General features: G+C 56.8%; 21 protein-coding genes. 11 read left to right on the forward strand and 10 right to left on the reverse strand.

Annotation, left to right across the window (positions count from 1 at the left end):
* The first annotated feature begins 70 nt into the window (after positions 1 to 70).
* On the forward strand, positions 71 to 724 hold the full coding sequence (locus tag CKW23_RS12785) for a DUF1345 domain-containing protein (protein ID WP_025259613.1): 654 nt from the start codon (positions 71 to 73) through the stop codon (positions 722 to 724).
* 31 nt (positions 725 to 755) lie between these two features.
* Positions 756 to 1,712 (forward strand): D-2-hydroxyacid dehydrogenase family protein, encoded by a 957-nt coding sequence (locus CKW23_RS12790; protein ID WP_025259612.1) that lies wholly within the window; start codon positions 756 to 758, stop codon positions 1,710 to 1,712.
* A 45-nt stretch (positions 1,713 to 1,757) separates the two neighbouring features.
* Here the strand turns inward: CKW23_RS12790 and CKW23_RS12795 are convergent, their stop codons facing one another.
* Complete coding sequence (locus CKW23_RS12795; protein WP_095067672.1) at positions 1,758 to 3,884, reverse strand: TonB-dependent siderophore receptor; 2,127 nt, start codon at positions 3,882 to 3,884, stop codon at positions 1,758 to 1,760.
* Positions 3,885 to 4,079: 195 nt separating this feature from the next.
* Here CKW23_RS12795 and pncA point away from each other — a divergent pair, with 195 nt between their 5' ends.
* From pncA to CKW23_RS12835, 8 genes are all read left to right on the forward strand, one after another.
* The gene (gene pncA, locus CKW23_RS12800; RefSeq protein WP_025259610.1) at positions 4,080 to 4,745 is read left to right on the forward strand and encodes a bifunctional nicotinamidase/pyrazinamidase; all 666 of its coding nucleotides are present in this window, start codon (positions 4,080 to 4,082) and stop codon (positions 4,743 to 4,745) included.
* 87 nt (positions 4,746 to 4,832) lie between these two features.
* Entirely contained in the window at positions 4,833 to 5,747 is a 915-nt protein-coding gene (locus CKW23_RS12805) for a formate/nitrite transporter family protein (RefSeq protein ID WP_025259609.1), read from the forward strand.
* A gap of 110 nt (positions 5,748 to 5,857) precedes the next feature.
* Positions 5,858 to 6,541 carry a response regulator transcription factor gene (locus tag CKW23_RS12810; protein WP_095067673.1) on the forward strand — a complete coding sequence of 228 codons (684 nt, stop codon included), beginning with the start codon at positions 5,858 to 5,860 and terminating at the stop codon, positions 6,539 to 6,541.
* The gene (locus CKW23_RS12815; protein WP_095067674.1) at positions 6,519 to 7,916 is read left to right on the forward strand and encodes a HAMP domain-containing sensor histidine kinase; all 1,398 of its coding nucleotides are present in this window, start codon (positions 6,519 to 6,521) and stop codon (positions 7,914 to 7,916) included. Before CKW23_RS12810 ends, CKW23_RS12815 begins: the two co-directional genes overlap by 23 nt.
* A gap of 494 nt (positions 7,917 to 8,410) precedes the next feature.
* On the forward strand, positions 8,411 to 9,280 hold the full coding sequence (locus CKW23_RS12820; protein ID WP_095067675.1) for an alpha/beta fold hydrolase: 870 nt from the start codon (positions 8,411 to 8,413) through the stop codon (positions 9,278 to 9,280).
* 65 nt (positions 9,281 to 9,345) lie between these two features.
* The gene (locus tag CKW23_RS12825; protein ID WP_095067717.1) at positions 9,346 to 10,545 is read left to right on the forward strand and encodes an efflux RND transporter periplasmic adaptor subunit; all 1,200 of its coding nucleotides are present in this window, start codon (positions 9,346 to 9,348) and stop codon (positions 10,543 to 10,545) included.
* A complete protein-coding gene (locus CKW23_RS12830) occupies positions 10,542 to 11,633 on the forward strand; it encodes an efflux RND transporter periplasmic adaptor subunit (RefSeq protein ID WP_025259605.1) in 1,092 nt (363 codons plus the stop codon). Before CKW23_RS12825 ends, CKW23_RS12830 begins: the two co-directional genes overlap by 4 nt.
* Positions 11,630 to 14,671, forward strand: coding sequence for an efflux RND transporter permease subunit (locus CKW23_RS12835; protein WP_025259604.1), 3,042 nt, complete (start codon positions 11,630 to 11,632; stop codon positions 14,669 to 14,671). The genes CKW23_RS12830 and CKW23_RS12835 overlap by 4 nt, the downstream gene beginning before the upstream one ends.
* Before the next feature lie 8 nt (positions 14,672 to 14,679).
* On the opposite strand, the gene CKW23_RS12840 is transcribed toward CKW23_RS12835, so the two are convergent.
* From CKW23_RS12840 to CKW23_RS12875, 8 genes are all read right to left on the reverse strand, one after another.
* Positions 14,680 to 15,525 (reverse strand): amidohydrolase, encoded by an 846-nt coding sequence (locus tag CKW23_RS12840; protein ID WP_025259603.1) that lies wholly within the window; start codon positions 15,523 to 15,525, stop codon positions 14,680 to 14,682.
* Between the two features lie 56 nt (positions 15,526 to 15,581).
* On the reverse strand, positions 15,582 to 16,877 hold the full coding sequence (locus CKW23_RS12845) for an MFS transporter (RefSeq protein WP_256590450.1): 1,296 nt from the start codon (positions 16,875 to 16,877) through the stop codon (positions 15,582 to 15,584).
* Positions 16,878 to 16,914: 37 nt separating this feature from the next.
* Positions 16,915 to 17,646, reverse strand: coding sequence for a GntR family transcriptional regulator (locus CKW23_RS12850; RefSeq protein WP_177434638.1), 732 nt, complete (start codon positions 17,644 to 17,646; stop codon positions 16,915 to 16,917).
* Positions 17,647 to 18,113: 467 nt separating this feature from the next.
* The gene (locus CKW23_RS12855; protein ID WP_025259600.1) at positions 18,114 to 18,521 is read right to left on the reverse strand and encodes a hypothetical protein; all 408 of its coding nucleotides are present in this window, start codon (positions 18,519 to 18,521) and stop codon (positions 18,114 to 18,116) included.
* A 12-nt stretch (positions 18,522 to 18,533) separates the two neighbouring features.
* A complete protein-coding gene (locus tag CKW23_RS12860) occupies positions 18,534 to 21,200 on the reverse strand; it encodes an RHS repeat-associated core domain-containing protein (RefSeq protein WP_081741925.1) in 2,667 nt (888 codons plus the stop codon).
* A 99-nt stretch (positions 21,201 to 21,299) separates the two neighbouring features.
* The gene (locus tag CKW23_RS12865) at positions 21,300 to 22,598 is read right to left on the reverse strand and encodes a DUF6531 domain-containing protein (RefSeq protein WP_025259598.1); all 1,299 of its coding nucleotides are present in this window, start codon (positions 22,596 to 22,598) and stop codon (positions 21,300 to 21,302) included.
* Positions 22,599 to 22,600: 2 nt separating this feature from the next.
* A complete protein-coding gene (locus CKW23_RS12870) occupies positions 22,601 to 23,284 on the reverse strand; it encodes a hypothetical protein (protein ID WP_074568840.1) in 684 nt (227 codons plus the stop codon).
* The gene (locus CKW23_RS12875) at positions 23,281 to 23,649 is read right to left on the reverse strand and encodes a 2Fe-2S iron-sulfur cluster-binding protein (RefSeq protein ID WP_081741924.1); all 369 of its coding nucleotides are present in this window, start codon (positions 23,647 to 23,649) and stop codon (positions 23,281 to 23,283) included. Before CKW23_RS12875 ends, CKW23_RS12870 begins: the two co-directional genes overlap by 4 nt.
* A gap of 458 nt (positions 23,650 to 24,107) precedes the next feature.
* Between CKW23_RS12875 and CKW23_RS12880 the strand changes: the two genes are divergently transcribed.
* Positions 24,108 to 25,256, forward strand: a complete 1,149-nt coding sequence (locus tag CKW23_RS12880) for an MFS transporter (RefSeq protein ID WP_177434641.1) — start codon at positions 24,108 to 24,110, stop codon at positions 25,254 to 25,256.
* Between the two features lie 74 nt (positions 25,257 to 25,330).
* On the opposite strand, the gene CKW23_RS12885 is transcribed toward CKW23_RS12880, so the two are convergent.
* The gene (locus CKW23_RS12885; RefSeq protein WP_095067679.1) at positions 25,331 to 26,047 is read right to left on the reverse strand and encodes an alpha/beta hydrolase; all 717 of its coding nucleotides are present in this window, start codon (positions 26,045 to 26,047) and stop codon (positions 25,331 to 25,333) included.
* Positions 26,048 to 26,066 lie beyond the last annotated feature (19 nt).

Below are 26,066 nucleotides of genomic sequence, written 5' to 3' on the forward strand. Positions count from 1 at the left end.
ACGCGCCGTTTTTTTTGCTCCGATCATGACGTGCTATGGTGTGTGCAACATTTTGTCGCGACTGCCCGTCATGCTGCATATCGCTCGCACTCACCCACGCCTGAGTCTGGCCACGTTACTGGGCCTGGCGGGCGGTATCGCTTCCGCCTTCTTTTATAAAGACGCCTCGTTCACCAGCAATTGTCTGACCGGCTGGAACATTGGCGTGTGGCTTTACCTGATCCTGATCCTCACTCACACCCTGCGCAGCAACGCCGAAGACGTCAAAAGAATCGCCATGATCGAGGATGAAAATGCCGGCGTGATCCTGATGACCGTGAGCATTGCGGCCCTGGCCAGCCTGGCGGCCATTTTCCTCGAACTGGCAGGCAGCAAGGACATGACCAGCAACCAGCGCCTGTTGCATTACGCCTTTACCGGCATGACCATCGTGGGTTCCTGGCTGATGATCGGAGTGGTCTTCAGCCTGCATTACGCCCGCCTGTTCTACACATGGAAAGGCAAAGAGCCGGCCTTGCGTTTTGCCGATGGCGAAACCCGGCCCGATTACTGGGACTTCCTGTATTTCTCCTTCACCCTGAGCGTCGCCGTGCAAACCTCGGATGTAGGCGTAGCCAGCCGGAACATGCGCCGGATCGTCCTGGCCCAGAGCCTGATCGGCTTTGTGTTCAATACCGCGATCCTGGGGTTTTCCATCAACATCGCTGCCAGCCTGTTTGGCTGACAGACCGAAACCAGGCCTCTGGAGCCCTCGAATGACAAAAACAAGCATTGCAGTGATCGATGACTGGCAAGACATTGCCAGCGATGTAGTGGACTGGTCCGTGCTGTCGCCCATCGGCGAAGTCAGTTTTCTTCATGACTTCCCGGCCGACACTGCAACCATGGTGCAGCGCCTGCAAGGTTTCGAGATCATTTGCATGATGCGCGAACGCACCTTGTTTGATGAAGCCCTGCTCAGCCAGTTGCCACGCCTCAAACTGCTGGTGACCGGCGGCATGCGCAACGCAGCCATTGATATCAAGGCTGCGAAACGGCTGGGAATCGAAGTCTGTGGTACCGAAAGCTACAAGCATGCCGCACCGGAGCTGACCTGGGCGCTGATCATGGGCATCACCCGCAATCTGGTCGCGGAAGCCAATTCATTGCGCGACGGCAAATGGCAAGTCGGCCTGGGCAGCGATCTGCATGGCAAGACATTGGGCATTCTGGGGCTGGGCAGCATCGGTAAATGGATTGCTCGTTACGGGCAGGCGTTCGGCATGAACGTCATCGCCTGGAGCCAGAACCTGACAGCCGAGGCAGCCGCCGAGTCGGGTGTCACTTATGTGAGCAAGCAGGAATTGTTCGAGCAGGCCGACGTACTGTCGGTGCATCTGGTGCTCAGCGACCGCAGTCGTGGTCTGGTGGATGCTGAAGCCTTGGCCTGGATGAAGCCGAGTGCCTATATCGTCAACTCGTCGCGTGGCCCCATCATCGATGAAGCGGCGCTGATTACCACTCTGCAACAACGCAGGATTGCCGGTGCGGCGCTGGATGTCTTCGATATCGAGCCATTGCCGGCCGAACATCCGTTCCGCACGCTGGACAACGTATTGGCGACCCCGCATATCGGTTATGTCACCGAAAACAACTACCGGACCTTCTTCAGCCAGATGATTGAAGATATCCAGGCCTGGCATGCGGGTGCGCCAATTCGAGTGTTTGCCTGATGTAAAGGGAAGTCTTCGCGAGACAGCCCGCGAAGACTTCATGCCTTACAAGCTGTAGGAAATACCGGCCTGCACAGTGCGCGGCGCGCCTGGGTAAGCGAAGGCATTGCCCCACGCCCCTTCTTCAAACTCTTTGTTGAAGAGGTTTTTCACATCAAGATTGAGCTTCACGCGATCGTTGACCTTGTAGTAGGTGAGCAGATCGAAAACCGTGTAGCTGTCCATATCAAACGACTCGTTGACCGTCCGCCCCTCACGCTGCGCCACATAACGGCCACCCGCGCCGACGCCCAGGCCTCTGAAGGCGCCGTCCTGGAACTCATAGACGTTCAACAGGCTGAAGCTCTGCTCCGGAATATTCGCCAGGCGAGTGCCTTTTCTGAGCGAGTTGTCCTTGGTGACTTCGGCATCCACATAGGCGTAGTTACCCATCAGGCGCCACTCGGGAGTCAGGTTGCCGACCACGTTCAGGTCGAAGCCGCGGCTACGCACCTCACCTGCCGCCACACTGAATTCAGGGTCGACCGGATCGCTGGTCAGGACGTTTTTCTTGTCGATCTGATAGACAGCGGCATCAACGTTCAACTGACGATCAAGCGCCTGCCACTTCACACCGACTTCATAGGACTTGCCCTCTTCGGCCTTGAAACCACCGCCCTGGCGACTCGCGCCGGTGTTTGGCTTGAAGGAGCGCGCCGTGTTGGCATAGACCGCGACCGTGTCGGTCAGGTCGTAGACCAGACCCAGGCGCGGAGTGACCGCGTTGTCAGCCTTGGTGAAGTCTTCGGCATCGGAGACATAAGAGTCATAGTCGTGCTCGAAACGCTCGAAACGGGCACCGGCCAGCAACTTCAAGCGCTCGGTCAGCGCCACCTGATCCTGCAGGAACGCGGCGTAGGTCTTGAGGTTTTCTTTATCGTGGGTCGTGGTGCGGGTCAGCGCCGGACGCGCCTGGCCGTAGACCGGATCGTGGATATCGATGGTGTAGGCGCTCAAACCTGCCGCGGAGCGCTGGATGATCGACTTGTAGTCGTAATCCTCATATTCCACGCCAGCCAACAGTGTGTGGTCGAAGCCACCGGCAGTGAAGTTGCCCGTCACGTTGAACTGCACGTCGCGGTCGGTCCACTCCAGCTTGCGATAGTTGTAGTTACGCGCCAGCGTACGGCCATCGGGGTTCATGCCATTGGCCTCGACTGCATCGCCCTGCATGGTCCCGTCGAGCAACTGAAAACCGCCGCCCAGCTTCCAGTTGTCATTGAGGTCATGCTCGAAACGCACCTGCGCCATGCTGGTGTCGGTGTGCAGCTTGCCCGCGTCCTTTTCACCGAAGAACGAGTCACGGGAAGCTGTGCGCGTCTGGTTGGTATAGCGTGTCAGGCCACGGTCGAGGGGCGCATTGTTGCGCATGAAATCACCCTCGAAGATGAGTCGGGTCGCGTCGTTGACCTGCCAGCTCAAGACCGGAGTAATGCCGTAACGCTCGGTTTCAACGTGATCGCGGAAGGTATCGCCGCCCTCGCCCACCACATTCAGGCGATAGGCAAAACGGCCTTCGTCATCCAGCGGGCCGGTGGCATCCAGCGTGCCACGCTTCATGCCCTGATCGTTGATCTGGCTGCCCAGGGTAACGGCTCTTTCTGCCAGCGGCTGCTTGGAAACCACATTGAACGTACCGCCGGGATCGCCACGGCCATACAGCGTGGTCGCCGGGCCGCGCAGGACCTCAAGACGCTCGATGGTGTTGGCATCGGGCATGCTCGGGTAACCCCGGTTGATCGGGAAACCGTTGCGATAGAACTCGCCGGTGGTAAAACCACGCACGGTGAAGGTCGTCAGGCCCTGAGCGCCGAAATTGTTGGCACGACCCACGCCACCGGCGTAGTCGAGTGCATCCTGCAGGCGTATCGCGCCGATGTCTTCCACCGCTTCGCGGGTGACAACGCTGACCGACTGCGGGGTTTCGTGCAAAGAGGTGTCAGTGCGAGTGGCACTGGCGGAACGGGTCGCACGATAGCCCTGGACCGGGCCTGTCGCTTGCTCGGTGTCGGCAGCGCCCTGAATGTCGATATTCTGCAACTCTATCGACGCTTTATCGGCAGTAACCGGATCAGCCCAGGCAGCCTGGCTGATGGCTTGAATAACGCAGAGAGAAACTAAAGTACGACGCATCAACGTGTATATCCCCGATGAAAACCAGGCCGTCATAGGACCCGGCAGGTTTTTTTGCGCGAATAGTACAGATTCTCATTAGTACTTGATACAAATTGCTAATAAATAAAAATGGACAGCCGCGCCCCTTTCGCAAAGGCATCGAGAAAGAGGCAAACTGGCGGCCTGCACACGCCCGATCAGGAGCCACCCCAAATGCCACTCTCCCACCTGCCCACTGCTCCCAACTGCGCCCTGCTGGTCATCGACATGCAATATGACTTCATGCCCGGTGGCCGACTGGCAGTACCCGATGGAAATGCAGTCCTGCCCTTGATCAACCGCCTGGGCGAACGCTTCACACGGGTGATCCTCACTCAGGACTGGCACCCGGCAGGTCATATTTCCTTTGCTTCCAGCCATCCGGGCTGCACGCCCTTCGAGAGCATCACCCTGCCCTACGGCCCTCAAACGTTATGGCCGGATCATTGCGTGCAAGGCAGCCATGGCGCGCAACTGCATGCCGACCTGAACCTGCCGCATGCGCAGTTGATCGTGCGCAAGGGCTTCAATGCGCACATCGACAGTTACTCCGCATTCATGGAAGCGGATCGCACGACCACGACCGGACTGGCCGGTTACCTGAAGGAACGCGGTATCGACACGCTGTTCGTGGTCGGCCTGGCGCTGGATTTCTGCGTTTCGTGGTCAGCCCAGGACGCCCGCAAGACAGGCTTCACCACCTATGTGATCGAGGACGCCTGCCGCGCCATCGATATGAACGGGTCGCTGGAAAATGCCTGGCAGGCGATGCTGGCGAGTGGCGTAAAGCGGGTGCAGAGCCATGTGTTCTTGGAGCGCGCAAGCGGCCTTCGCGAATGAATTCGCTCCTACTCGGAAACAGGCGAACGAACGACAGTCGGTCCGTGTCTGAACCAACAGCCCCTCATGCGCAGGAAGTTGAGTTCCATGGACCAGTCCCCAGACGGCAAGACCCCAGGCTTGTCAGCCGAAGAACAACGCGAAATCGATGAAAACCAGCCGCCCCGTGCGGCTGTTCTGCATGAAACCATTCGTATCCAGGGCGACCATGAACTGGAGCGCAGTGCTGCGGCCCTGTGGTGGTCGGCGCTGGCCGCAGGCCTGACCATGGGACTTTCGCTGATGGCCATGGGGCTTTTCAAGTCGCGACTGGCGGATGTAGAAGCCAGTCATGTCATCGCCAGCCTCGGTTATTCGGCAGGTTTTCTGGCCGTGATCCTCGCTCGCCAGCAGCTCTTCACGGAAAACACCCTCACCGCCGTATTGCCGGTCATGAGTAAATTGACCCTGGGTAACGTCGCCAGACTGCTGCGGTTATGGACTATCGTCCTGGCAGGCAATCTGGCGGGTACCCTGCTGGTGGCCTACGTGATGCTGAACCTGCCTATTTTCGATAGCAAGACCGACCAGGCGTTTCTGGAGATCGGCCGCAAGGTCATGGAAAACGACGTCAACCACATGTTTTCCAAAGGCATCGTCTCCGGCTGGATGATTGCGACCATGGTCTGGATGATCGCCTCCATGGAGAACGCTAAGATAGCCATTATTGTGATGATCACTTACCTGATGGCCCTGGGTGATTTCACCCATATCGTCGTCGGCTCCGCAGAAGTCTCCTATCTGGTATTTGCAGGCGAAATTGCCTGGAAAGATTTCTGGCTGGTCTTCGCAGGCCCGACCCTGGCCGGCAATATCATCGGCGGCAGTTTCATTTTCGGGCTGCTCAGCCATGCGCAGATCCGCAGCGAAAAGGACATGACTGCCAAATGGGAACGTGATCGCAAGAAACGCCAGGCCGAAGCCCTGGCCCGAAAAGAACAAAAGCGTACTGAAAGTGCATAACCCGGCAGCCCCAGACCACGACAATCAAAGTTTCTTAAACTTTTATTAAGCAAACACCCGGGCATTAAAAGGCAAACTACGGTTTTCCCGTATTTATTCAGGCAAAGATCATGACCAGAATCCTGGCAATCGAAGACGATGCTGTCACCGCAAGGGAAATCGTTGCGGAGCTCAGCAGCCATGGCCTTGAAGTGGACTGGGTGGATAACGGTCGTGATGGTTTCGCCCGGGCATCAAGCGGTGAGTATGACCTCATCACACTGGATCGAATGCTGCCGGAAATGGACGGATTGAGTATCGTGACCAACCTGCGCGCCCAGGGGATTGCCACCCCGATCCTGATGATCAGCGCACTGTCGGATGTGGACGAGCGTGTGCGTGGCCTGCGTGCCGGGGGCGATGATTACCTGCCAAAGCCTTTCGCCTCCGATGAAATGGCGGCACGGGTCGAAGTGCTGCTGCGCCGCAGCAATCCCGTGACGGCTGCCAAGACCGTCCTGCAGGTCGCCGACCTGGAGTTGAATCTGATCAGCCGTGAAGCCTGCCGGGGCGGCAAGCCACTCACTCTGCTGCCTACCGAATACAAGCTGCTGGAATTTCTCATGCGCAACAGCGGGCAGATCATTACCCGGATGATGATTTTCCAGGAAGTCTGGGGTTATCACTTCGATCCGGGCACTAACCTGATCGATGTACATATCGGCCGTCTGCGCAAGAAGATCGACCCGCCCGGCACCCCGCCGCTGATCCAGACTGTTCGGGGCTCCGGCTATGTTATTGCCGAACCCGTCTAAAGGCTGGCGTTCTTCAAGCAGTCGCCTGCTGGCGCTGTACAGTTTTCTGTTCGTGGCCTGGAGCGGCATTCTGCTGGGCGTGCTGTATTGGGAAGTCACCTCCTACCTGGGCAACCTCGCCCGCCATTCGCTGATGCAGCGCCAGCAACTGTTTTCCCGCTTTGAAGGTCATGAACTGGTCGATGCGCTGGCCACCAGCATGACGTTCGATATGCGCTCCGTGGATGCCTACGGCCTGTTCGATGCCAATCTGCAACCGCTGGCCGGGCCGATCCGCCAGATCCCCCCAAGCCTGCCCCTCGATGGCAGCATCCATCAACTGAAAAACTGCATCGAATCCAGCGACCCGGAACTGCCGAGTGACAGTTGCGATGCGATTGCCACAGAAACCCCCGATGGCCGCTGGCTGGTGCTGGTACGCGACAACGGCTCGCTGTTCGCCGTCTCGACCCTGATCCTCAAGGCCCTGCTGTGGGGCATTTCCCTGACCATCATCCCCGGCGTAGCCGGCTGGCATCTGCTGCGCCGCCGTCCCTTGCGCCGCATCCGCGCCATACAGGCCAGCGCGGAATCGATCATTGCCGGCGACATGTCGGGGCGCCTGCCGGTGTCCAACAAACGCGACGAGCTGGACATGCTGGCGGTGATCGTCAATGTCATGCTTGATCGCATCGAAAAACTGATGAACGAGGTCAAGGGTGTCTGCGACAACATCGCCCATGATTTGCGTACCCCGCTGACCCGCCTGCGCGCTCAGCTCTACCGCATCCAGCAGCAATCGGCGGACGATTCACCTCAGGCAACACAGATGGCGCAGGTGATCGCCGATGCCGACACGTTAATGGCCCGTTTTCGAGGACTTTTGCGTATTTCGGAAATAGAGGACCACCAGAGGCGCTCGGCCTTCGTGGAGCTGGATCTGCGTCCGCTCTTGCAGGAACTTCACGACTTTTACCTGCCACTTGCCGAAGAAGACGAAGTGCTGCTGATACTGCAACTCAATGAGCCGTTACCGACGCTGGTCGGTGATCGCGCCTTGTTGTTTGAAGCACTGGCCAACTTGCTGAGCAATGCAATCAAATTCACACCTGCGGGTGGCACAGTCCTGATCAGTGCCTATAGCAAAGGCGATGGCAGCAGCCCTTGTATCGAAGTTCAGGACTCCGGCCCCGGCATCCCGGCCTCTGAACGCGAGGCAGTCTTCCAGCGTTTCTATCGTTGTGAAGACGGCAACCAGCAAAGCGGCTTCGGCCTTGGCCTGTCGGTGGTTGCGGCCATCGTCAATCTGCATGGCTTCAGTGTGCAGATCGGTACCAGCCAGTACGGAGGAGCCAGCATCGTAATGGAGTGCCAAAACGTTAATACCCTGATATAAAGCAGGGCCTTCCTTCTTGAAAAAACATACCGTGCCTGCATTTTGACGAAGATAAAGGCTCTAGCCCGCGGCAAACGGCACTTCGCTATAAATCTGGCGCAGGCTGGCAAGCACTTATTTGTAACAAATCATTTCAAAAAGTGACTTTGTTGGACCGATTCAGCAAACACAAGTTCCGCACCATTGACGAGTTTTTCACGCTCGATACGTTGCTTTTCACCGAATAATATCTCTTTGATATCACCTCTTCGATTTCCCCCCGGAAAGACGGGACACCGCTCGTCGGCATTTTTATGACGCCAGCCACTTGTCGGTCCGAGGCCGCTGCGTTATCAATAGCCACCGTGATTCATGTTCTTCCCGCAACACACCAACCATAACAATAAAGACTCAATGGATTTCGCCACTAACCAGGCGAGGCTTTGGCATGGCCGCTAGAGCAGAGAAAACCGTATTAATCAGTAGGATCGACTTAGCCTGGGAGGCTTCTATTTATGGGCGCGCAATCAAAGATCATAAGCGTTGGAGAGTTCAAGCTCTACACCGAAACCTATTGGAAAAGCAGTGCTGCAAAGACCGTTTTGTTGATTAACGGAGCACTTTCCACTACCGGTTCCTTTGGCCAGACGGTCAAGTATTTACAACCCCACTACAACCTCGTGTTGTTCGACCTGCCGTTTGCAGGACAGTCCCGCGCCCACAATCGCGACGACCTGATCGTGACCAAGGAAGATGAGGTCAAGATCCTTCTGCAAATCATCGAACGTTTCCAGGTCAACTACCTGCTTTCGGTTTCCTGGGGCGGCGTATCGGCGCTGCTGGCACTGGCCGAATCGCCACCAACGGTAGAAAAGGCGCTCATTTCCTCCTTCTCTCCGGTGCTGAACGAGCCAATGCTCGACTACATCGACAAGGCGCAGATCTACCTGGCAGCCCGTGAAAAACGCAAAATCGGCTCCCTGCTCAACGACACCGTTGGCAAGTACCTGCCGCGCCTGTTCAAGCTCTACAACTACAAGCACCTGATCAGTCTTGCCGAGCACGAATACAAGCAGATCGACTTCCATATCAGTCAGATCCGCAAGCTGAGCGCCAGCAACTATGTCGAGCGTTTTTCCTCGATCAAGATCCCGGTGCTGTTCATCAATGGTGAAAAAGACGAATACACCACGGTCGAAGATGCCCGCAGTTTTGCCGATTACATTGCCCAGAGCAGCTTCAAGGCAGTCCCCGATACCGGGCACTTCCTGGACCTGGAAAGCAAGGCAGCCTGGCTGGCATCGCAGAAGAACGTGCTGGAGTTCTTTGGCACCGAAGAAGTGAGCAGCGAGCAAGTATGGCCTGACGCAACCGCGATTGCCTGACAGCACCCGTGAAACGGTGATTCACCGGTGTTGGCTTATTCCACAAGGCAGTGGCTGTGTTGTTGATGACTATTAACCCTGAAACTCTTTTACGTTCGTTTTGCCGTATTACCGGAAAAATCCGACCTTCGCACCCTCGACCGTCCCCGGGCCGGCCCTTGCTGGCCCTGGGACTTCACTGCGTTCTGGCGCTCTCGATCAGCGCTTGTTCTGCCGGGAAACCTGCGGAAAAAGCACTGGTTCGCGTAGCGGTCCAGCAAGTGACATCCAGCGATGTCACGACCAGTGTCGTACTCACAGGCGACATCCAGGCGCGCAAAGTGACCGATCAGGCCTTTCGCGTGTCAGGCAAGCTGGTGCAGCGGTTCGTGGATGTAGGGGATCGGGTGCGGGCCAATCAGGTATTAGCCAGACTGGACCCGCGTGAACAAAAGACCGACCTCGAGTCGGCAAATGCCGAACTGGCAGCCCGGGAATCACGGTTGCGCCTTGCACAAAACAACTATAAGCGTCAGCAGACATTACTGCCCAAAGGTTATACCAATCTCAGTGAATACCAGCAGGCACTCTCCACTCTGGAAAGTGCCCGCGGGGACCTGGCCTCGTTGAAGGCCCGTCAGGCCAATGCCCGTGACCAGGTCGGTTATACCGAACTGATTGCGGTGGCCGACGGTGTCATCACCGCTCGCCACGCCGAAGAAGGCCAGGTGGTACAGGCCGCTACACCGATTTTCAGCCTTGCTCATGATGGCGAACGTGAAGCCGTATTCGCCGCTTATGAGTCTTTACTGAGTTCAGATCAGCCCGGCGGTGCCGTACTGATCAGGACCCTAGGCCTGCCCGATATCGAAGTGCCCGGCAAGATCCGTGAAATCACGCCCATCGTGTCCGCGTCCAGCGGCACGTTGCGGGTACGGGTTTCACTGCCGGACACCTCTGCAACGCTGGCGCTGGGAACCGTCGTCAGTGCACAACTTCTGACCCGTTCGCAACGGGCCTTCACCCTCCCCTGGTCGGCCTTGAGCCGTACCCACGGGCAGCCTGCCGTCTGGCTGCTGGACGACAAGTCCCAGGTCAGGCTGGCCAAGGTGCAGGTGATGCGTTACGAACAGGGACAGGTTGTCATTGCCTCCGGTTTGTCGGATGGCGACAAGGTGGTTTCCAAAGGCGCTCAGTTCCTCTATCCCGGGCAAAAAGTCGATGTCGCTGAACACACAACCAGCAGCGCCTCAACCTCCGCCGTGTCATCGGAAAACACGCTATGAGTCTGACCGTAAAGACCTGCATACAACTGTGGCTGTTTTGCGTGGTGCTCATGTTTCTCTCGGGTTGTCGTGACAAACCGGTTCGCGAGTTCATCGAGCGGCCGGTGCTGTTCACCGAGATCGTCGACCAGCGCAATGACCTGCACGGGCGTTTCGCAGGCAGCATCCAGCCGCAATACGAAGTGGCCCTGGGGTTTCGGGTCGCCGGGCGCATCGCCACCCGGCATGCCGAGACGGGCCAACTGGTGCGCAAAGGTGACTTGCTGGCCACTCTTGAACCCAGCGACCAGCAGAACCGGTTGCGGGCTCAACAGGCAGAACTGAGCAAGGCTCAGGCGTCGTGGCAACAGACCCGGGATGAACAGTTGCGCTACCAGCAATTGTTCGAACGGGGCGTGGGCTCGCAGGCACGTCTTGACCGGTTGAGCAGCGACCTGCGCAGTCAGGAAGCCGCTCTGCATCAGGCGAAAATTGCCGCTGAACAGGCCAGCGACCATCTCTCCTACACGCGCCTGCAGGCCGAGTTCGACGGTGTGGTCACCGGCTGGCATGCCGAGGTCGGCCAGGTGATGGTCACCGGTCATTCGGTGGTCAGCCTGGCACGTCCAGAAAGCCGCGAAGCCGTGGTGGACCTGCCGGTGGAGTTGGCTACGAATCTGGATAAAGGCATGCAGATCAAAGTGGTTTCCCAGTTGAACGAGCAAGTGTTCGTCAGCGCTCAGGTTCGCCAGTTGTCACCGCAGATCGATGCCGCGACCCGCACCCAGCGAGTGCGCCTGACCCTGCAGCAGATTCCGGACAGCTTCCGCCTGGGCTCGACCGTCAGTGTCGAAATCAGCAGCAACGTGCCCACCTTCCGCGAACTGCCCGACACCGCCCTGCAGGAGCGCGACGGCCTGGCGCAGGTCTGGGTCATCGACCCGCAGACCGCCACCCTGAACCCGCGCACGGTGCAGGTGCTGACGCGCCATGGTTCGGCGGTGCGGGTCAGCGGTGAATTGAATGATGGCGACAAGGTCGTGATCGCTGGCGTGAACAGCCTGCGACCCGGCCAGAAAATCCGTGTCGAACGCGAGGTCAGTTTGTGAGAGAGCGCTTCAATCTGTCTGCCTGGGGCCTCAAACACCGCACGCTGGTCTGGTACATGATGTTCGTTTCACTGCTGATGGGAAGCTGGTCGTTCCTCAATCTGGGCCGTGAAGAAGACCCGTCTTTCGCCATCAAGACCATGGTCATCCAGGCACGCTGGCCGGGCGCGACATTGCCCGACACCTTGCAGCAGGTAACCGACCGCCTGGAAAAGAAGCTCGAAGAAATCGACGCGCTGGATTACGTGAAGAGCTACACGCTGGCAGGCGAATCGACGATCTTCGTGTTCCTCAAGAGTGAAACCCGCAGCGCCGATATTCCCGCCGCCTGGTATCAGGTGCGCAAGAAGATCATGGACGTTCGCGGCGAATTGCCCAGCGGCATTCAGGGCCCAGCCTTCAACGACGAGTTCGGCGATGTGTTCGGCAGCATCTACGCCTTCACCGCCGACGGCCTGTCATTCCGCCAGTTGCGCGATTATGTCGAGCAGGTCCGGGCGGATATCCGCAGCGTACCGAACCTGGGCAAGATCGAACTGCTGGGCGCCCAGCGCGAAGTCATCTACCTGAACTTCTCCATCCGCAAACTGGCGGCGCTGGGCATCGATCAGCGTCAGGTGCTGCAAAGCCTGCAGGCGCAGAACTCGGTCACACCGGCCGGGGTCATGGAAGCCGGCCCGGAACGTATCGCCGTGCGTACCAGCGGCCAGTTCACCAATGAACAGGACCTGCTGGCGGTAAACCTGCGCTTTGGCGACCGCTTCTTTCGCCTGAGCGATCTGGCAACGGTCGAACGTCGCTATGCAGACCCACCCTCCTCGCTGTTTCGCTTCAACGGTCAGCCCGCCATTGGCCTGGCAGTGGCGATGAAGCAAGGCGGCAATATTCAGGAGTTCGGCAACCGTCTGCAACAGCGTATCGATGAACTCACCGGCGAACTGCCGCTGGGCATCGATGTGCATCTGGTGTCCAGCCAGGCCGATGTGGTCGACAAGGCCATCGGTGGTTTCACCCGCGCCCTGTTCGAGGCGATCCTGATCGTGCTGGTGGTGAGCTTCATCAGCCTGGGTATCCGCGCAGGTCTGGTGGTGGCCTGCTCGATTCCGCTGGTACTGGCGCTGGTGTTTGTCTTCATGGAATACAGCGGCATCACCATGCAGCGCATTTCACTCGGGGCCCTGATCATTGCCCTGGGGCTGCTGGTGGATGACGCGATGATCACCGTGGAGATGATGGTCACCCGGCTTGAAGGCGGAGACTCCCTGCAACAGGCCGCGACGTTTGCCTACACCTCGACCGCCTTTCCAATGCTCACCGGCACGCTGGTGACCGTCGCCGGTTTCGTGCCCATTGGCCTGAACTCCAGTTCGGCGGGTGAATACGTGTTCACCATGTTTGCGGTCATTGCCGTCGCCCTGCTGCTGTCCTGGCTGGTGGCAGTGCTGTTCGCGCCACTGATCGGCATCTATATCCTGAAAAAACCCGAGGGCCATCAGGCACACAACAGCGCCTGGATGCGCGCCTTCCAGCGCGTGCTGTTGCAGGCTCTCAAGCATCGCTGGTGGGTGATCGGCGTCACGGCCCTGGTCTTTGTCGGCTCGCTGTTTGCCGGCAAGCTGCTGCAAAACCAGTTCTTCCCCGACTCCGATCGCCCGGAAATCCTGGTGGATATCTACATGCCGCAGAACGGCTCGATCGAAGGCACCCGCCAGACCATGGACCGCTTCGAGGCCACGCTCAAGGACGATCCGGACATTCTTCGCTGGAGTTCCTATGTGGGCAAAGGCGCCGTGCGTTTCTATCTGCCGCTGGACCAACAGTTGAACAACCCGTTCTATGGGCAACTGGTGATTGTCAGCCGGGGTGGCGAAGGCCGTGACCGCCTGATCGAACGTCTGCGCCAACGCTTTCGCGATGACTTTGTCGGTGTGGGCGGCTACGTGCAACTCCTGAACATGGGGCCGCCCGTGGGCTGGCCGGTGCAGTATCGGGTCAGCGGCCCGGACATCGAACAGGTTCGCAGCAATGCCATGGCCCTAGCCGCCATCCTGGATGCCAACCCCAATATCGGTCAGGTCATTTATGACTGGAACGAGCCGGGCAAGGTGCTCAAGATTCATATCGCTCAGGACAAGGTGCGCCAGTTCGGCTTGTCGTCCGAAGACGTCGCGCAGATCCTCAACAGCCTGGTCACCGGCACCAGCATCACTCAGGTGCGCGATGACACTTACCTGATCGACTTGATAGGCCGTGCCGAAGATCAGGAGCGCAGTTCCCTGCAAACCCTGAGCAGCCTGCAGATCCCGACACCCAACGGCGCCACAGTACCGCTGATGGCATTCGCCACCCTGAGCTACGAACAGGAGCAGCCACTGGTCTGGCGTCGTGATCGCCTGCCGACTATCACGCTGAAGGCCAACGTGATCGGTCACCTGCAACCGGCAGCACTGGTCAAACAGTTGCAACCGCAGGTCAAGGCTTTCACCGATCAATTGCCGGTGCGCTACTCGGTGGCCACAGGCGGCGCGGTAGAAGCCAGCGCCCGCTCACAGGGGCCGATCCTGAAAGTGGTGCCCTTGATGCTGCTGTTGGTGGCGAGCTTCCTGATGATCCAGTTGCACAGCGTGAAAAAGCTGCTGCTGGTGGTCAGTGTCGTGCCGCTGGGCCTGATTGGCGTAGTCGCCGCCCTGCTGCTGACAGGTTATCCGCTGGGCTTTGTGGCGATTCTTGGCGTACTGGCGCTGATCGGCATCATCATCCGCAACTCGGTGATTCTGGTGACACAGATCGATGAGTTCATGGCGGCAGGCGAAGATGCCTGGACGGCGGTGGTCAAGGCCACCGAGCACCGCTGCAGGCCGATTCTGTTGACGGCAGCGGCCGCCAGCCTGGGGATGATCCCCATTGCCCGTGAAGTTTTCTGGGGACCCATGGCCTACGCCATGATCGGTGGTATTGCGATAGCCACCGTGTTGACGCTGTTCTTCCTGCCCGCCTTGTACCTGGTCTGTTACCGGATCCAGGCACCCAAAGGCTGATCGCTGGATCAGAGCTCGACAACAGAAAAATCGAACAACGACTGCGCCGCCTCGATCAGCATGCTCTGCTTGATCGGGGCCGGGCAATCGAGGTTGCGAAACTGCTCGACTACCGTGGCGTAGCTGACGTGATGCTCATGCTGGGTATGCGGCCAGTCACTGCCCCAGACCATGCGACGCGCGCCGAAAGCCTGGACCAGCAAAGGCAGTGCAGCATTGGCGAAAGCCATGTTCTGCTCATCGCTGCCGCCCAGGCGGTAGATGGCAGAAACCTTCATCCAGATCTGCCCGCTCAGGCCCAGCTCCAGCAAGGCCTGAAAAGCCGGATCGTCGACGCCGACGCTCGCGTCGGGCCGACCAAAATGATCGACCACGATCTTGCAGCCAAACGGCAGCAGGTCGCGAATCAGCCCCGGGAGATCAGCCACATGGCGATGCAACTCAATGTGCCAGCCCAACGCCCAGACATTCTTGAACAGGTCCCGCCAGCCCGGCTCGCTGAAATCCGGCAAAGGCCTGCCCATCAGATTCAACCTGATGCCGACAACACCCTGATCGGCCAGGCGCTGCAACGCCGAACGGCTGATGGTGTTATCCACCACCGCTACACCGCGCAGTTGGCCAGGCGCGTGAGCCAGGGCATCGAGCAGGTATTGATTGTCCGTGCCCAGAAAACTGGGCTGCACCAGCACACCATGGCTCAGGCCATGCTCGCGCAAATTCGCCAGATAGGACTGCAAAGTGGCTTCGTAATCAGGGGTATAACGTAGACCTGGAATCAGGCTCACACCATTACCGAAGACATGGGCATGAGCATCGATACCGAGAATCGGCGAACTACAGGGGTCAGTCATGGAACTCATCTACTAAATGAGCGCGGTGCCGTGACACCGCGCAGAGAGGGGGCCGATCAGGCCTGCTGTGGTGTGCCCTTTTCGGTGGCATCCGCGTTGTCAGGCGCGCCTTGCAGAGTGCGTCCTCGGGTTTCAGGCAAGCAGAGCGCAGCAACCATTGCCACGCCGTAGGCGATCCCGGCATCGATACCGATCGCCGTACCCAACGACATGGATTCGCTCATGTGTCCGACCAGGAACGGGAACACCGCCGACAGCACACGGCCGAAGTTGTAGCAGAAGCCAACCCCTGCCCCGCGCACATCTGCCGGGTACAGCTCGTTGAAGAACGAGCCGAGACTGGCGGGAATGCCTGCCGCGAAGAAACCCAGCGGGAAACCGAGGAACAGCATCTGTGTGTTGCTCAGCGGCAACATCAGATAACACTGCACGGTAACGATGCAGCACAGCGCGAACAGTACGATGTTCTTGCGACGACCAATGCGGTCGATCAGCATGCCGCTGGTGATACAGCCACACCAGAAGGCGAAGATGATCACTGCCAGATAACCACCGGAACTCAGCACCGAAAGATTGCGTTCGGTCTTGAGAAAGGTCGGCAACCAGGTCATGACCGCGTGGTAGCCACCGTGCGCACCCAGCCCCAACAGACCGCCCAGCAGCGTCACGCGCAGCAGCTCGGGACGGAAAATGCCCGCCATGGATTTGAAAAAGTTGCCCGACGAGGTCTTTTCCTTGTGCATGCGCTGATAGCTGTCCGGCTCTTCAACGTTGCGGCGCACCCAGATGATCAGCAAGGCAGGCAGCAGACCGACGCCGAACATCACCCGCCAGGCAATATCCTGCGGCACGAACGAATAGATCAGGGTAAACAGCAGAACCGCCATGCCCCAACCCACGGCCCAGGCACTTTGTACGGTGCCCATCACCTTGCCGCGGTATTTGGACTGAATGGTCTCGGCCATCAACACCGCGCCCGCCGCCCACTCACCACCGATACCAAAGCCTTGCATGGCCTTGACGATCAGCAACTGGTTGAAGCCGGTCACGAACGCAGACAGGAAGGTGAAGAAGGAGAACCACAGAATCATCAATTGCAGGGTACGGACCCGGCCATAACGGTCGGACAATGTACCGCCCACCCAACCGCCCAGTGCCGAAGTGACCAGGGTGACGGCACTGATCATGCCGGCGTCGCCCTTGCTCAAGGCAAAAGCGGCGATCAGCGCAGGAATCGCCAGACCGAACATCTGTACTTCCAGCGCATCCAGCGACCATCCGCCGAAGCAGGCCCAAAACGTTTTGCGTTCCCGTGGAGTGACTTCGCGATACCAACTGAACATGCGCAATATCCTTATGAAGCGTGCAGTAAATGACGGGATTGAAGACTCAGCGAATTTCTACGCTGTAACGGAAATGGCTGGCATGCCCACGGGAGCGACGCCATTCCAGCGGCTCACCGGCGTAATTGCGCGCCAGCCGCTCGATCACCACGACCGGGCTGCCGGTCTGAACCTGCAACATGCGGGCATAGACGTCAGTAACGGACTCGGCTGTCAGGGTTTCCTCGGCATAGGCCACAACCTGACCGCACAGCTGTTCATAGATCGGATAGAGCAAAGGCCCCTGAGCATTCAGGTCCACGTCCAGCAAGGCCTGGAACTGAACCCGAGGCAGCCAGATCTCTTCGGTCAGAACCGGCTGCGCATCCAGCAGTCGCAGACGGATCATGCGAATCACCGGCGCATCCGGAAGCAGCCCCAGGGCATGACTGACCGCCGACGGCGCAGCAACGGGCTCGATAGACAGAATCCGGCTTTCCGGAACCTGCCGGACGCCGGACTCGGTCTGGAAACGGAAGAAGCGGAACAGCGAAGACTGGAACTGCGCACGTCGAATGAAGGTGCCACGCCCCTGCTGACGTTCGAGGATGTTGTCATTGACCAGGATGTCGATGGCTTTGCGCACCGTGCCGGTAGACAGGCAATACTCGGCGGAAAGCGCCGCCTCGGTAGGAATCGCCTCCCCCGGACGCCAGCGATTATTGGCGATCTGCTCGGCCAGGCAATCACGCAGACGTTGGTAGAGCGGCAGACGTTCATCACTTGAGAGCTTATTCATTCCCTGATTCATCCAGTCATATATATGAATATGCACAGTATTCATCTGTTACAAATGAACGTCAAGGATTTGATTAGCATATTGCCATCATTCGCCAAGCGTAGATGAGTTGTGACCTTGAGAAGAGAACGATCAGCGAATGAAAAAGTGCGCAGAGGCTACAAAAAACCATAACCCTGGATTCCGAGGAAGAAAGGCCCCTCTCCCTGGTCTGTGTCATTTATTTTTCGGGCGTTGAAAATTGGCTCCAGGCAGAAAAAGCCAGGAGCACAACATCAAGATTCAGACATACCCAGAATGGGAGGGCTGCGCTGGTCGCCGCACCAGCGCCGTCAACATCTTCATCAGGCTGACCGACCCCGTAGGCATCACTGTTGACGACGGGAAGAATGGTCGACCTGAAGCGGCCAGAAACACATAGCCACCTCAGGCAACCCTACGGCCTTAAAACTTTACGTTACCCATTATCAAGAGCCATAAACATCAAGTGCCAAATCAATATTCAACTCCCCCATTTTCCTCAGCAAAGAGCTGTCAAGAATGGCGCCCGTATTACCCGGCGAGTACCACCCGATGAAAAGCTCGGCTCGGTCTCCACTCTTATTGATCAACTCAAAAGTAGAGGCGTGCCTCATAAGATCCGTCAGCGTCTTTTCCAGAAACTCATGCAGCTCCCCGTCCTGCTTATCCGCTAACTTGAAAGAGCAATAATGCCTGTCGTACACCCCACCCAGCGCTTGTCCGCCGGGGCCTTTTCTAGGATCACCCATTTTATTCTTCCACTTGGGGGAACGCTCGAGTTGCTGGCAAATGATATCCGGGTCAACGTTCAGACCAAAAAATCGCAAAGAAACTGAAAACTTGAAGGAATGCATATGTCCACAGCCTCAAGGTAAGTAGGTACTGATAGGCCCATTATTGACCGCTTCACCGTTTGAGTCGCCCGTTATGACATCTCCATTGGGTGCGACCCCAGTCCAGTCACGCGGTCCGGCCCCCACACCATCTTTGACGCCATGGAGGTCATCCTTGTCCAGACCTGGCACTTGATCGATAGGTATTGTTCCTGACGGACAGTTTTTAGGCTTTGAGCCAGGCTTGGGTTTTGCGTACATAGGTGTTGAGCCAGGGATCGTGGCTACAGCAGCTGCGCCTCCCAATACAGCACCCATCCCCCAAAAGCCGGCCCCACTGGTAGCCGCTCCTGTTCCTCCCAAGGCCCCAAGCCCAAAGAACCAGACTAACCGCCCATCAGGGTCAAAGTAATTGACCGGGTTCTGATAGGCATACCCAAACGTATTCAGCCCTCCTGCCAACCCGATCGGATCACTCTGTACATACCGCCCGGTTTCCGGGTTGTAATCCCTGTAGTAGTTGTAATTCAGTTGCGTCTGCGCGTCGTAGATCTGCCCCGGAAAGCGCAGTGCTACGCTGGTCGCCGCACCATCGCCGTCAACATCTTCATCAGGCTTACCCACCCCGTAGGCATCACTGCTCCAGCGCCATTGCAAAGCCTGTGTGCTGTCAGTTGCCAGTCGTGGAGTATTCAGGTGATCTGAATGCAGGTAAACCAGCTTGCTGCTGCTCACTTCTCCCAACGAAGAGAAATTGGCCGTCAACTGGGCAAGAGGCATGTCATCCAGCCAGAACCAGTATTGGCCGCTGGTTTTCAAACCATTTGCATCGTAAAAGGTCTGGCCAATGAGCTTTCCGTTCGGGCCATACAGGTACGTCGTTGTACCGATAAGCGCCTGGCTGCCCATATCGTAAACACGCTTGCTGACCCGCTGCCCCAAAGCGTTGTATTTGTATTCAGCGATCTGATAGATGCTGGCTTGATGGACCTGACTCAGACGCCCTTGACTGTCATAGGTAAGGCGCAATCCGTTGACCGGTGTGTGGTTGCCAGCGGCATCTACTGGTGCCGTAGCGCCATTTATGCCGGTCAGTCGATTGCTGTCGCTGGCATAGGCTAGCGTCTGGGTTTCAGTGGTGCTGTTACCGGCCAGATTACTGGTGGTGCGTCGTGTACGGTTGCCGGTCGCATCGAGGGTATAGGCTTTTTTGATTGTACTGTTCTGCTCCTGAGTCAGACGACCCAAGGCATCGTACTCATACTGCACCGCCCCCCAGAGGCTATGGGTCGTCGAACTGATATTACTGTCAGCGTCATAGCGATAAGTCGTTTGCCAGTTGCCGACGTGTTGCTGTGTCAGTTGATAGTCCTGATCGTAGGTTTTCGACAACAGGATGCCGTTACCCCAGGTCAAGGTTCTGACAGGGCCAAAGGGTTGATAGGCAATGTTGCTGGCCAGGGTGACGGTTTTACCAGCCACTGCCAGTTGTATACCTGCTACCTGCCCGGCGGTATTTCGGGCGTACGTCACACCAATACTGGACGGATACCCCATCTTTATGAGGTTGCCGGCGGCGTCGTAACCATAAGTCAGGGTTTCGCTATAAGTACCGCTGTTGACACCTACCGTACGCTGCTGCCCGGCCAGGTTGCCTTGAACATCGTAGGAGTAACTCAGCAGTCCGGCGCTGTCCTGGATCCCTGTACGGCGACCGATGCCGTAATTGCCGCCCGTGGTCTGATCGTAGAGAAACTTGATGTTCAGTGCAGGCGTGGACGGGTAGTTTTTAGTGATCAGCCGATTGAGCGCATCGTAGGTGTACTCGGTCACGACACCACGAGCATCCGTGCTGCGAATCAGGTTATTGGCCTCGTCGTAGACAAAAGTGCTGGTCCCGGTATCCGGGCTGACGGTCTTGAGCAGGTTGCCTTGGCCGTCATAGGCATACTGGGTCTTTACGCCCCGGGGATCGACAACCTGAGTGACCCGGTCATCGGCGTTGTAAGCCAATGAAGTAGAGCCTTGCAGCGGATCGACAATCTTGATGACCCGGTTCAGTGCATCGAAAGATTGCTGGGTCTTGTGGCTTCGTGCCGAGGTGTCACTGGACAGGTTGTCATTCAGGTCATAGCTGTAACGTCGAGTCTGGTTGGCAGCCCCCACAACCTGAACCAGACGCCCCAACTCATCGAATGCACGCCGTTGCTGGCGAACTACAGCCCCACTGCTGTTCTTGATGACTTCAGCGGTACGATTGCCCTGTGTATCCAGTGTATAAGTAATACTCTCGCCGAGAATATTAAGAATGGTCTTCAAGCGCCGGGCATTATCGTAAGTGTATTCAACCCAATTACCGTTGCCACCGGTCACTTTAATGACATCGCCTACGGCATTGTAATCGAACCGCGTGGTACTGCTGCCAAGCGTCGTACTCGCCAATAGACCATTCGTTGTATATGACAGTGTTGTCACCGCACCATTGGGGTCGGTTATTTTCTGAGGGTTACCCTGTACATCATAGTTGGCCAGCCTTGTCACATGCCCAAGTGCATTGGTCACCGAGGCCAGATTACCCTGAGCATCATAGGCAAAACGGGTTATATCGTTCAAATCGGTACGAGGACCGTTGACCGTTTCCAGTTGACCCAGCGATGTATAACTGTATTGCGTCGAGGCGGCCAATGCCATACTCGACATATTGACGACCGCCAAAGCCACCCACAACGATGACCTATTAAAATAGCTGAGAATGCTCACACATCAAACTCCACAACAGAAACATTCAGTTCCATGAATTCATACCCGACTGACCACTGAAGTATTGACCCGCCGCCCCTGAGCGTCATAACTGTAAGTCGTTATACGGGTAGGCGTCGTGACCTTGACAGGCTTTTGAAAAGTGGCATGCCACTCAACCAATGTTTCCTTGGACACGTTCGTCCCCACCGCAACAACAGTGCGTACCAACAGATCCCGATCATTGTAATAATATTCAGACCGGACACCCATATTATCGACCTTTGCCGACATACGCCCTTTAGTGTCATATTCAAACTTCGAGTTCGAGTAAGGGCAGGACGGCGTGGGCTCACCAATGATTTCCACTATTCGACGGCTGTGGTAAATCTCTTTGAATTTATAGGTCGTCTGCTTACCCCGTTCATTCGTCACCACCGTGGTCAGGTGATCTTTATAGTTCAGCCTGCTGGATTCCACGCCCTCAGCATGTTCGCTGGAGATGGCACGGAATGAGTCGTCATATTTCCATGTTGCAAAACGAATTCCCCGCTCATCCGTTATACCGGTCAACAACCATGTGGCATTGGACACTTCATAATGGTAGTGGCGCGTCAGTGTCTTGCCATCCACGATCTTGCTCAAGGACAACAATCGCGTCGCATCGGCCGCGTAATGATACGTAATGCTGAGCCCCCCTACCTTGGCGCTCGTAAGCTGCGAAAGCATGCCCAGCGTCATGACAAGGGTCTGTCCAAACACATTTTTGACAGTGACCGTATTATTAGCCGAATAGGTCAGTGTCTGCGTAAGCCCTTCGGTATCCTTGATTGAAATCAGCTTTCCAAGCGAATCGAAGGTCAACTGACTGCCGTCCATGGCCGTGTACACATACCCGCTCCCGCTGGACGACATTTTGCCAGCTGCGCCGTACAAAGGGGTAAACCCCTTTTTCATAAACACATGCCGGGTCCCGTCAGCCCGAACATAGGTAATTACAAACTGGCCGATGGACAGATTATCTGAATAATTATGACGCCATATACCGTCATAACTGTTATAAACCCGCGTCAGATTTATGGCCGATACGCCTTTACCGGTGTAATCCATCTCTTCCTGAAACTTGTTGCCCGAAATAAGATTGACAGGATTCCCCACCATGCCACAAGGCTGAGGCACATCATCATTCAAGACCTTATTATTATCGTCGCCGTCTCCTATCTCATCGTCCAAGGGAAAAACGATATCACACGCCATCCCCCACACGGTCACCGGAGAGCCCGCCAATAGAAAGGCCGTTAACACACACCCCCAAAAGCTTCTTAAACCACGGGCCTGTTTTTTTAGAATATCGTCCATGTTCAACCTTGCAATACGACTGTAAAAGATGCGTTAGCAGACCCATTGACCCATTCAAGATTCACAGGCCTCACCGCCAGGTCGCCGTGCTGAAAACTGGAGAAGTATTTATCGATCACTGTCACTGCCCGCAATCGGGGAACAGCACTGTTCATTGCAGTGTGTGCAATACCACAACATTCATTACTGGCCAGCAACCGAGTGCCAAATACATGGCCATCACGCAGTACGAACACATCAAAGCCAGACGAAAACCGAGAGGCTGTAGACGCTATAATGCGGTCCGAAAGAATAGGAAAGGATACATGTATATCCGCAGAACCATCAGGACGTGTCTTGACCCGGGTAGACACCAGTGGTCGAGACTTCTCTCTCAAATAAGAGTCAGCCTGAAGTACGAGAAGATCGCCGCCTTCCACGGGAGCAAATGCCGAGTCAACAACGTTAATCTTGAGATTAACCTTGGGCAATCCATACTCTCCCGTTACCACACCCTGTGGAACCCAGCGTTCAAAGAAATGCATGATCCGTCCGGACAGAACATCCCCGCCTTTATTCAACCTGTATAGATCAGGCAAACGTTTTCCATCGCTTGCCCGGATATTCAAAGGCAGGCACGTGCCGACCAACATAACTCCTTTTAATACATGACGCCTGGAATACACCGAATACTTATCCTCCATCATGATGTCAGCTCCTCTTCGGCATGAGCCTGGATATAGACATCACTGGTCGGGTAAGCACAACACAGCAATACAAATCCTTCGGCTAACTGATCATCATCCAGGAATGAACCATCTGACTGATTGACTGTTCCACCCATGATTTTTCCAACACACGACGAACAAGAACCCGCACGACAGGAATACGGCAGGTCAAGCCGATACTCTTCGGCCTGGTCCAGAATATAAGCGTCATCAGAACAGCGGAAAGTACAACCGTCGATCGTGACATTGTATACCTGCCCTGTTCCCCCGCCGCTGCCTCCTGGAGTACCTGGCGCGGGAGCTGTTACTGGAATACTGGGTAGCGTTATAGTGCCGCCTGCCATCTTTCTATCCTTAAGTAAAAACACTGAATAAGCGCTTACACACATCGCTCTACTTGAGCAACGGCATACAGAGCGGTCGCAACCCGTACCAACATCGATACAAAACCGACACACCCAAGGGAAGACGTGCGAACAGACCCTTTTTTCAAAAAATAAGTAAAAACAACTCAATAGATTTAAACAGACGTTTAAAGGCGCCGATTTCAAGAGGCTCGTCACACGCAGAGCATTTTTCCTTGGCCGACCCGAGCGAACCGATGCCTTCCGACTGACTATTGTTTTCAGAAATATCTTGTATCAATCAGCCGCACCTACTTAATCTCCGCCAAAGCCGTTAGCCTGCTCAGCATCCACTCCCGACCGCTCTGGCAGGCTTGCTTTACGCGGCTTTCCGGTCTTTTGCACAAGCGAGAATACTCATGAGTACTTCGATCCACGCCCGGCACGGCGCTGTCACCATGACCAGGGGTCTGGTGATGCTGTTTGCGTTCTGCTGCGGCGCTATCGTTGCCAACATCTATTACGCCCAGCCGATCATTGAGCTGATTGCGCCGGACATTGGCCTGTCGAGCACCATGGCCAGCCTGATCGTGTCCTTGACGCAGGTGGGTTATGCGCTGGGGCTGTTCTTTCTGGTGCCGTTGGGGGATCTGCTGGAGAACCGGCGCTTGATGCTCTTGACCACCGGGGTTGCGATTCTCAGCCTGTTGGGCGCGGCGTTTGCCGAGCAGCCCAATCTGTTTCTGGTGGTGTCTCTGCTGGTGGGGTTCAGTTCGGTTTCGGTGCAGATGCTGATTCCGCTGGCTGCGCATCTGGCGCCTGAGGAAACGCGCGGGCGGGTCGTCGGTTCGATCATGGGCGGGTTGCTATTGGGAATTCTGCTGGCCCGGCCAGTTTCAAGTGTGGTGGCGGATCATTTTGGCTGGCGTGCGGTGTTTGGTTCGGCGGCAGTGTTGATGGCGGGAATCAGTGTGGTGCTGGCAACCACCATGCCGAGGCGTGTTCCGGATCATCGGGCGTCATATGGCCAGCTGTTGTTTTCCCTTTGGATTCTGCTGCGCCAGCAGCCGGTCTTGAGGCAGCGGGCGTTTTATCAGGCCTGCATGTTTGCCACTTTCAGCCTGTTCTGGACGGCCGTACCGCTGGATTTGGCGCGTAACCATGGTTTATCCCAAAGCCAGATTGCCTTGTTCGCACTGATCGGTGCCATTGGTGCCATTGCTGCGCCCATCAGCGGACGCCTTGCGGATGCGGGCCACAGCCGTGTCGCCACGCTGGGTGCCTTGCTGTTTGGGGCCTTGAGTTTCCTGCCGGGTCTGATTCCTGCGCCCTACAACCTGATCGGCCTTGCCGTGACCGGTGTCGTGCTGGATTTCTGCGTGCAGATGAATATGGTGGTGGGACAACGGGCTGTCTATGCACTGGATCCCGCCAGCCGCAGCCGGCTCAATGCGTTGTATATGGCCAGCATTTTTATCGGCGGAGCGATTGGATCGTCGGTTGCCAGCGTGCTGTTCGATCATGGAGGCTGGGTGTGGATCAGCGTGGTGGGCACTGCCCTGCCCTTGATTGCGCTGCTGGTTTTTTTGAGGGATTCGCGGCGGTAGGTTTTTCGCGACTGAGCGGAGCGCCGCACGAGTCGCTCCTACCGTATCGGGCAGGAGCGACTTTATTCGCGAAGCTAGAACGTATGCTCCAGCCACCGTTTCAAGTCGGCAACTTCTTCTTGATTGATGGTATGCCCCATCCCTTCATAGACATGAAACTCCGGCTTGATGCCTAGCCCCTTCAAGGTTTCTTCGGTGCGGGTTGCGCCACTGAAAGGCAACACCGGGTCTGCGGTGCCATGGGCTGCGAACACGTTGAATGTCTTGAAGCGTTCCTCGGGCTTGAGGCTGGCTTTCAGTACAGACAGGACCGGACCACTCAAGGCCGCAATGCCGCCGACCATATCCGGGTCGCGTAGCGCCACCTCATAGCTCATGACGGAGCCCTGACTGAAGCCCACCAGCACCACTTTGCCTGGCTGAGTCCGGTATTTCTGGGTGGCCTGTTTGATGAAGGCCTTCAGCAAGTCACCGCTGTTTTTCAGGTCCTCGGTCACGCCATCGTAGTTGCCCTCTTCGATCCGGCGATTGAACCACTTGTAGCCACCCGGCCTTACCTCGATGGGTGCCCGCACGGACAGGTAGTTGTAGTCCGGGGACAAGAGATCCTTGAGGCTGAACAGGTCCGCCTCATTACTGCCGGAACCGTGAATGAAGATCACCAGCGGCCTGTTCGGCACATCGGCGCTGGCCTGAGCCAGGTATTTCAGAGGCAGATCGGCGTGCAACGTATTTTCTGCCTGCACAAGACTCGAGAAGGCAAACAGCAAGACGGCAAAAAACTTCAGCATGTGTCCATATCCTCCAGTG

Source organism: Pseudomonas sp. Irchel 3A18, assembly GCF_900187465.1.
GTDB classification, from domain to species: Bacteria; Pseudomonadota; Gammaproteobacteria; order Pseudomonadales; family Pseudomonadaceae; genus Aquipseudomonas; species Aquipseudomonas cichorii.